This window comes from Pseudomonas sp. MWU318 (genome assembly GCF_016756945.1).
Taxonomy (GTDB): domain Bacteria; phylum Pseudomonadota; class Gammaproteobacteria; order Pseudomonadales; family Pseudomonadaceae; genus Aquipseudomonas; species Aquipseudomonas putida_A.
The window spans coordinates 102,147-109,257 of record NZ_JAESJL010000014.1; the positions used below are offsets into that span (position 1 = coordinate 102,147).

Annotated in this window: 7 protein-coding genes; 1 reads left to right on the plus strand and 6 read right to left on the minus strand. The window is 60.2% G+C overall.

What is annotated here, in order from left to right:
- Nucleotides 1-109: 109 nt before the first annotated feature.
- The 6 genes from JN524_RS25685 to puuE all read right to left on the minus strand — a co-directional run bounded on the left by JN524_RS25685 (nt 110) and on the right by puuE (nt 6,204).
- Complete coding sequence (locus JN524_RS25685) at nt 110-1,468, minus strand: nucleobase:cation symporter-2 family protein (protein ID WP_202371150.1); 1,359 nt, start codon at nt 1,466-1,468, stop codon at nt 110-112.
- Nucleotides 1,469-1,660: 192 nt separating this feature from the next.
- Nucleotides 1,661-2,974, minus strand: coding sequence for a urate hydroxylase PuuD (locus JN524_RS25690; protein ID WP_135295276.1), 1,314 nt, complete (start codon nt 2,972-2,974; stop codon nt 1,661-1,663).
- A gap of 51 nt (nt 2,975-3,025) precedes the next feature.
- Complete coding sequence (locus JN524_RS25695; protein ID WP_041068829.1) at nt 3,026-3,529, minus strand: ureidoglycolate lyase; 504 nt, start codon at nt 3,527-3,529, stop codon at nt 3,026-3,028.
- A gap of 152 nt (nt 3,530-3,681) precedes the next feature.
- Nucleotides 3,682-4,677, minus strand: coding sequence for an allantoicase (gene alc, locus JN524_RS25700; protein WP_003223166.1), 996 nt, complete (start codon nt 4,675-4,677; stop codon nt 3,682-3,684).
- 88 nt (nt 4,678-4,765) lie between these two features.
- Entirely contained in the window at nt 4,766-5,281 is a 516-nt protein-coding gene (gene uraD, locus JN524_RS25705; RefSeq protein ID WP_202371151.1) for a 2-oxo-4-hydroxy-4-carboxy-5-ureidoimidazoline decarboxylase, read from the minus strand.
- Nucleotides 5,278-6,204, minus strand: coding sequence for an allantoinase PuuE (gene puuE / locus JN524_RS25710; RefSeq protein ID WP_096797017.1), 927 nt, complete (start codon nt 6,202-6,204; stop codon nt 5,278-5,280). Before puuE ends, uraD begins: the two co-directional genes overlap by 4 nt.
- Nucleotides 6,205-6,625: 421 nt before the next feature.
- On the opposite strand from puuE, the gene uraH reads away from it, so the two are divergent.
- Nucleotides 6,626-6,979, plus strand: a complete 354-nt coding sequence (gene uraH / locus JN524_RS25715; protein ID WP_003223171.1) for a hydroxyisourate hydrolase — start codon at nt 6,626-6,628, stop codon at nt 6,977-6,979.
- Nucleotides 6,980-7,111 lie beyond the last annotated feature (132 nt).

Below are 7,111 nucleotides of genomic sequence, written 5' to 3' on the forward strand. Positions count from 1 at the left end.
TGTGGGAGCGAGCCTGCTCGCGAAGAGGGCGTGTCAGTCGCCATCACTGTTGAATGACACAACGCTTTCGCGAGCAGGCTCGCTCCCACAAGGTTTTGTGGTGACTTGGTTAATGCTGATGTGCGTGGCAGTCGTTGATCGCCGCGCGCTCTTTACCGCCGAGGATGTTGAACAACAGGTTCAGGGTCAGCGCACTGAGCGTGGCCATGGCGATGCCGCTGTGAGTGATCGGGCTCATCCACAGCGGCAGATGCGCGAAGAACTCCGGTCGCACCACCGGAATCAGGCCCATGCCGATGCTCACCGCGACCAGCAACTGGTTGCGACGGTCACCGATGTCCGCTTCCTGAAGAATCTTGATCCCGGTGGCTGCGACCATGCCGAACATCGCGATCGCCGCACCGCCCAACACCGCCGGCGGAATCGACGCCACCAGGAATGCCGCTTTCGGCAGCAGGCTCAGCACGATCAGCAAACCGCCGGCAACGATGGTCACGGAGCGGCAGCGTACGCCGGTCATCTGCACCAGGCCGATGTTCTGCGCGAAGGAGGAATGGGTGAAGGTGTTGAAGAAACCGGCGACGAACGAGGCCCCGGCATCGCACAGCAGGCCGCGCCGCAGCATCCGTGGGCAGACTTCCTGACCGGTGATTTTGCCCAGCGCGAGAAACATGCCGGTGGACTCGACGAAGATGATCACCACCACAAGGCACATCGACAGGATTGGCGCCAGTTCGAATTTCGGCATGCCGAAGTGCAGCGGGGTGACGAACTGAACCCATGGCGCGCTGGCCATGCCGCTCAGGTCGACCATGCCGATCGCACCGCAGAGCACGTAGCCCAGGCACATGCCGATCAGCACGGAAATATTGACCCAGAAGCCGCGCATGAAGCGGTGGATCAACAGAATGGTCGCCAGCACCAGCGCGGCGATGGCCAGATAAATCGGTGAACCGAATTGCGCAGCAGCGGCGCCGCCACCGGCCCAGTTCACGGCCACGGGGAACAGCGACAAACCGATCGAGGTGATGACCGTGCCGGTCACCAAAGGCGGGAAGAAGCGCACGACTTTGGACATGAACGGTGCGATGAGCATGCCGAAGAACCCGGCGGCGATTGTGGCGCCGAAGATCCCTTGCAGACCGATACCGGGCATCCCGGCCATGGCCACCATGCTGCCGACCGCCGCGAAACTGGCGCCCATCATCACCGGCATGCGGATGCCCATCGGGCCGATGCCGAGCGACTGGACGATGGTGGCGATACCGGCGACCAGCAGGTCGGCGTTGATCAGGAAGGCAATTTCTTCACGACTCAGGCCAGCGGCCTGTCCGATGATCAACGGCACCGCGATGGCACCGCCGTACATCAGCAGAACATGTTGCAAACCGACCAGGATCAGTTGCAAAAGGGGCAAACGCTGAATGGCGGGTGCGTCGGGGATGCGCGCTTTGGACAGCTCGGACATGCAACACCTCGGATCTTTTTTATTCTTGTGATTAACAGCTGTTGGGTTGCTCACAGCTGTTTCTTTGCATCAGGTCTGTGGCGAGGGAGCTTGCTCCCGCTGGACTGCGTAGCAGTCCTTGCTCTTCAGGCAAAGAGAGGGGCCGCTCCGCGACCCAGCGGGAGCAAGCTCCCTCGCCACAATTTGTGTTGCTTAGTTGGTCTGGGCTCCCTGCGCGATCCATGCACCGATCAGGTCACGTTCCTGCTGGGTCATCTGCGTGATGTTGCCCAGTGGCATGATCTGCGTGGTGATGGCTTGCGCCTGGATCCGCGCCGCGTTCTGGCGGATCTGCTCGGGGGTGTCGAACATCACACCGGCAGGTGCCGCGCTGAACAACGGGCTGGTCGGTTTGGCCGAATGGCAGACCGCGCAGCGTTCCTGGATCACGTTGTGCACCTTGTCGAACGCAGGGCCTGCGTTGGACGCTTGCGCCGGTGCTGCCGCAGGGGCTGCTGGCGCTGCAGGTGCCGCCGCTTCAGCCGGTTTCGCGCCACCGCCCAGTGCCGTTTCCGGCAGTGGCTGGTACTCGATTTTCGCGGGTGCCTTGGCCACGTCCGGTGCGGTCGGCATCGGCGCAGGGCCGGTGACGTACGCCAGGGTGATCATGCCCACCGCTGCCACTGGCAGGGTCCAGGCAAACTTGTGGCTGTCGTGACGGGTGTTGAAGTAGTGACGCACCAACACCGCCAACACCGCGATCCCGGCGAGGATCAACCAGTTGTACTGGCTGCCGTAAGTGCTCGGGAAGTGGTTGCTGATCATGATGAACAGCACCGGCAGGGTGAAGTAGTTGTTGTGACGCGAACGCAGCAGGCCTTTGGCGGGCAGCGCCGGATCCGGTGTGCGGTTCTCGGCAATCGCGGCGACCAGTGCACGCTGCGCCGGCATGATGATGCGGAACACGTTGCCGACCATGATGGTGCCGATGATCGCGCCGACGTGCAGATACGCGCCACGACCGCTGAACACCTTGCTGAAGCCATACGCCGCGCCGATGATCAGCACGAACAGGATGAAGCCGAGCAGGGCGGGTTTCTTGCCCAGAGCCGAATCGCAAAGGAAGTCGTAGATGAACCAGCCGGCGATCAGCGAACCGATGCCGATGGCCACGCCTTCAGGGCCGGTCAGGCCGCTGCCGGGTGCCACGAGGTAGAGCACGGGGTTGGAGTAGAACACCACGCACAGCAGCGCGATCCCCGACATCCAGGTGAAGTAGGCTTCCCATTTGAACCAGTGCAGGTTCTCCGGCATCGACGGTGGGGCCAGTTTGTATTTTTCCAGGTGATAGATACCGCCGCCGTGGATTGCCCACAGATCACCGGCAAGACCGGTTTTCGGGTTGACGCGGTTGAGGTTGTTCTCCAGCCAGACGAAGTAGAACGACGCGCCGATCCAGGCCACGCCAGTGATCATGTGAACCCAGCGCACGCTCAGGTTCAGCCATTCCAACAGATGTGCTTCCACAGTCTTTACCTCTCGCCTGTCACTCTTGTTGTCGAGTGATCAGACCTTCTCTTATTGGTGGGGGGCGAGGATCAGACGCTCATCCTCTTTGAAAAAATGCTCATCGCAGTTATTGCCTGTGCCACTGCGATCAACCACCAGGAAGTCATCCCGCTTTTCGATCGTCAGCACCGGGTGGTGCCAGACGCCGCGATGGTAATTGATGCCCTGCCTGCCGTTGGTGACGAAGGCGCGGACCAAGCCTGATACAGGTACATCGCCAAGTGGCGCGACCACGATCAGAAAGGGGTTGCCGAGCAGCGGAATGAAAGCCTGGCTGCCCAGCGGATGGCGTTCCAGCATGCTCACGGTCAGCGGCATGTCCTGCGCGTCGGCGCGGAAGATGCTGATGATCGCGTTGTCCTCAGGCGTAGCGGTTTCGACCGTCGCCAGTTTGTGGAAGCGCATGGTCGAACCGTTGTTGATCATGAAGTGGTCGCTGCCGTCGGTTTCGATCACGTCACCGAAGGGGGCGAAGGCTTCTTTGGTCAGCGGTTCAATCTGTAGTGTGCGCATGCTGTTCTTTTCCGAATTCTGTGTTGTTCAACTTTTAAGTGCGTCTTGCGCGATCTCTGTAGGAGCTGGCGAAGCCTGCGATCTTTTGACTTTGTTTTCTTAAGATCAAGATCGAAAGATCGCAGCCTGCGGCAGCTCCTACAGGCTCAGCATTACTTCGCTACCTTGCCGAGAACGCGCAGGCGGCTCACACCACCATCCGGGAACACGTTCAGACGGATGTGGGTGATCGGGCCCAGTGCCTTGATCTGCTCGACGAAGGTGTGTTCGGCGTGCATTTCCAGCTTTTGGCTCGGCAGCAGTTCACGCCAGAACAGCGACTGGGTTTCGATCTGGCTGTCGGTGCCGCCCTTGACGAACGCGCCCTGGATCGAGCAGGTGTCCGGGTAGTTGCCCTTGAAGTGCAGGGTGTCGACGATGATTTTTTCGATCTCGCCCGGATGGCCCAGCGCGACGATCACCCAGTCATTGCCCGGGGTGCGACGACGTGCGGTTTCCCAGCCGTCGCCCATGTTGATGCCACGGCCCGGGTTGAGGATGTTGCTCATGCGACCGAAGTGTTCGTCGGAGCAGGCGAGGGCGCGGCCACCGTTAAGGGCTGCAGCCAGGTCGACTTGCTCGTTGTCGCCAACAGCGGACCAGTCGCGGAACGGAATGCCGTACACGCGCAGACGGGCGACGCCGCCGTCCGGGTAGATGTTGAAGCGCAAGTGGCTGAACGCTTGGTCATTGCTGATTTCGTGGTAGTGGTGGCTGTTGCCCTGCAGCTCGACGGCCGACAGCACTTCAGTCCACTGGGTGTTTTCGTCCGGCTCGCCCGAGGCCAGGAAGCACGCTTCCAGCGAGGCCGATGGCGGGAAGTTGCCGGTGAAGAATGAGGTGTCGATGTCCACGCCTTTGATCGAACCCGGTACGCCCAGGCGGATTACCGCGCTGTCGTAGCCTTCGAAGCGCTTGCGACGCGATTCCCAGCCGTCCATCCACTTGCCGTTATCGTCGAACACACCCTCCTTCCACACGGCCGGGGTCGGCTGAAACAGACGATTGGCGTCTGCGAACCAGTCATCGGTGACCGAGATGATTTTGGTGCCCAGACGGGCATCGGCCAGGTTGACGAACTTCTCGAAAGGTACGGCGTAAGCTTTCATTCTTCTTGTCTGCCTTTAATAAGTTGGCTGGGGATGCTTGCAAGGCCCTGGGTGCTCTCCGCGTTTGATGCACTCGGGCCAGGCTTCGCTAGAGAGTCAGTAAACGGAACAGGGCGATCTTGTTGATCTCCGCCAGCGCGCATTTGAATTCGGTGTCGACCGAGTTGTGAATGCGCGTTTCGAACGCCGCGAGGATCTGATGCCGGTTGCTGCCTTTTACCGCCATGATGAAGGGAAACTTGAACTTGGCCTTGTAGGCGTCGTTCAGCTCGGTGAAGCGCTGGAACTCTTCGGCCGTGCATTGGTGAATACCGGCGCCAGCCTGTTCATTGGTGCTGGCTTCGGTCAGTTGGCCCTGGACGGCGGCTTTGCCGGCCAGGTCCGGGTGAGCATTGATCAGTGCCAGTTGACTGGCTTGATCGGCGCTCAACAGGATGTCGCTCATGCGCTGGTGCAGGGTTTCGATCTCGTCGATCGAAGCGTCCACGCCCAGGTCGTAGGCCTTCTCGGCCACCCATGGCGAATGTTCGTAGATGTCGGCGAAGGCTTTGACGAAAGCGTCGCGGCTCAGGGTCGACGGCTGCAGGGTTTGAAAGCGGCTCATTGGGCGGCCCCTTGGTACGGGTGGGTTTCGTGCCAGTGACGCGCGATATCGACGCGACGGCTGAACCACACCTGTTCATGACTTTTGGCGTATTCGATGAAACGCTTGAGCGAGGCCAGACGCGCCGGACGGCCGATCAGCCGGCAGTGCAGACCGATCGAAAGCATCTTCGGCGCTTCGGCGCCCTCGGCGTACAGTACGTCGAACGCGTCTTTGAGGTATTCGAAGAAGTCGTCGCCCTTGTTGAAACCCTGCACCTGGGTGAAGCGCATGTCGTTGGTGTCGAGGGTGTACGGGATCACCAGATGCGGTTTGCCGGTCGGGTTGTTCGGTTCCCAGTAGGGCAGGTCGTCGTCGTAGGTGTCGCAGTCGTAGAGGAAACCGCCTTCTTCCATCACCAGGCGCCGGGTGTTCGGGCCGGTGCGGCCGGTGTACCAGCCCAGTGGGCGTTCGCCGGTGAGTTCGGTGAGGATGCGGATCGCTTCGAGCATGTGCTCGCGCTCCTGCGCCTCATCCATGTACTGGTAGTCGATCCAGCGGTAGCCGTGGCTGCAGATCTCGTGACCGGCTTCGACCATTGCGCGGATCACATCCGGGTGGCGCTGGGCGGCCATTGCCACAGCGAAGATGGTCAGCGGAATGTCGAATTCCTTGAACAGCTTGAGGATCCGCCAGACGCCGGCGCGGCTGCCATACTCGTAAAGCGATTCCATGCTCATGTTGCGTGCGCCTTGCAGCGGCTGGGCGGCAACCATTTCGGAGAGGAAGGCTTCGGATTCTTTGTCGCCGTGCAGAATGTTGCGCTCGCCGCCTTCTTCGTAATTGAGCACGAAGGACAGGGCGATGCGCGCGTTGCCCGGCCAGTGTGGGTGAGGAGGGTTACTGCCGTAACCGATCAGGTCGCGTGGGTAGTCAGCGCTCACTGCAGTCTTCCTTCTTATTCGTTGACAGGTTTGTGTAACGGCCTGCACAGGCTGGCGTCACAGCGATGGGCTGATTGTATACAACTTTATTCGCAATTTGTAAGCCTGAATTTTCGCATTTTTCACCGACTGTCATCTTTTGCTGCTAATGGCGTAAACCTGCAAGAAACCTGCCTGATCAGTCAGCTAATGGCTGTGAGGTTCAATAGCCAGGCGCTTGAGGGGTAGATCAGGGGTAAACGCCCGAATGGCGGGGGTGAGGTGAAAAATGTCGTTTTTATTGTGTACAATTTTTTTGAAAAGTGTCTTAATCAGTCGCTCGCCGCAACTTTTCGTGCTCCGAATCGGTGCGGTCTCCTTTTTACCTGACTTCGGGAGGCGCGAAGTCTGACTGCTCTTTGCGGCCAGGCGCGCAGAATCAATGGGACGTTTGACAACACACGTTTTGGACGCTGCACACGGTTGCCCGGGCAGCTCGATCAAGGTCGAGCTGTACCGCGTTGAAGGTTCGCACCTGGAATTGGTCGCCAGTGCGATAACCAACAGCGATGGCCGGGTCGATGCGCCGCTGCTGCAAGGCGATGACTACCGCACCGGGGTCTATCAGGTGCAGTTCCACGCTGGCGATTACTACCGCGCCCGTGGCGTTCAGTTGCCGGAACCGGCGTTCCTCGACGTGGTGGTGCTGCGTTTCGGCATCTCTGCCGAGCAGGATCACTACCACGTGCCACTGCTGATCTCGCCTTACAGCTATTCCACCTATCGGGGCAGCTGACCCCCAAGCAGCTGCCTCCACCGGGAAGCGACTGCGCATATAGCTTCTTTGGTCTTTCGCCCGCCCACACTGCGGGCTTTTTTTCGCCTGCATTAAAGTCAAAAGACCGTCTGATCGCGGCCCGAGCCTGCG

Coding starts and splice junctions, on each gene's coding strand:
- uraD (WP_202371151.1), bottom strand. CDS start 5,281: ATGAGCCGCTTTCAAACCCTGCAGCCGTCGACCCTGAGCCGCGACGCT.
- uraH (WP_003223171.1), top strand. CDS start 6,626: ATGGGACGTTTGACAACACACGTTTTGGACGCTGCACACGGTTGCCCG.
- JN524_RS25695 (WP_041068829.1), bottom strand. CDS start 3,529: ATGCGCACACTACAGATTGAACCGCTGACCAAAGAAGCCTTCGCCCCC.
- alc (WP_003223166.1), bottom strand. CDS start 4,677: ATGAAAGCTTACGCCGTACCTTTCGAGAAGTTCGTCAACCTGGCCGAT.
- JN524_RS25685 (WP_202371150.1), bottom strand. CDS start 1,468: ATGTCCGAGCTGTCCAAAGCGCGCATCCCCGACGCACCCGCCATTCAG.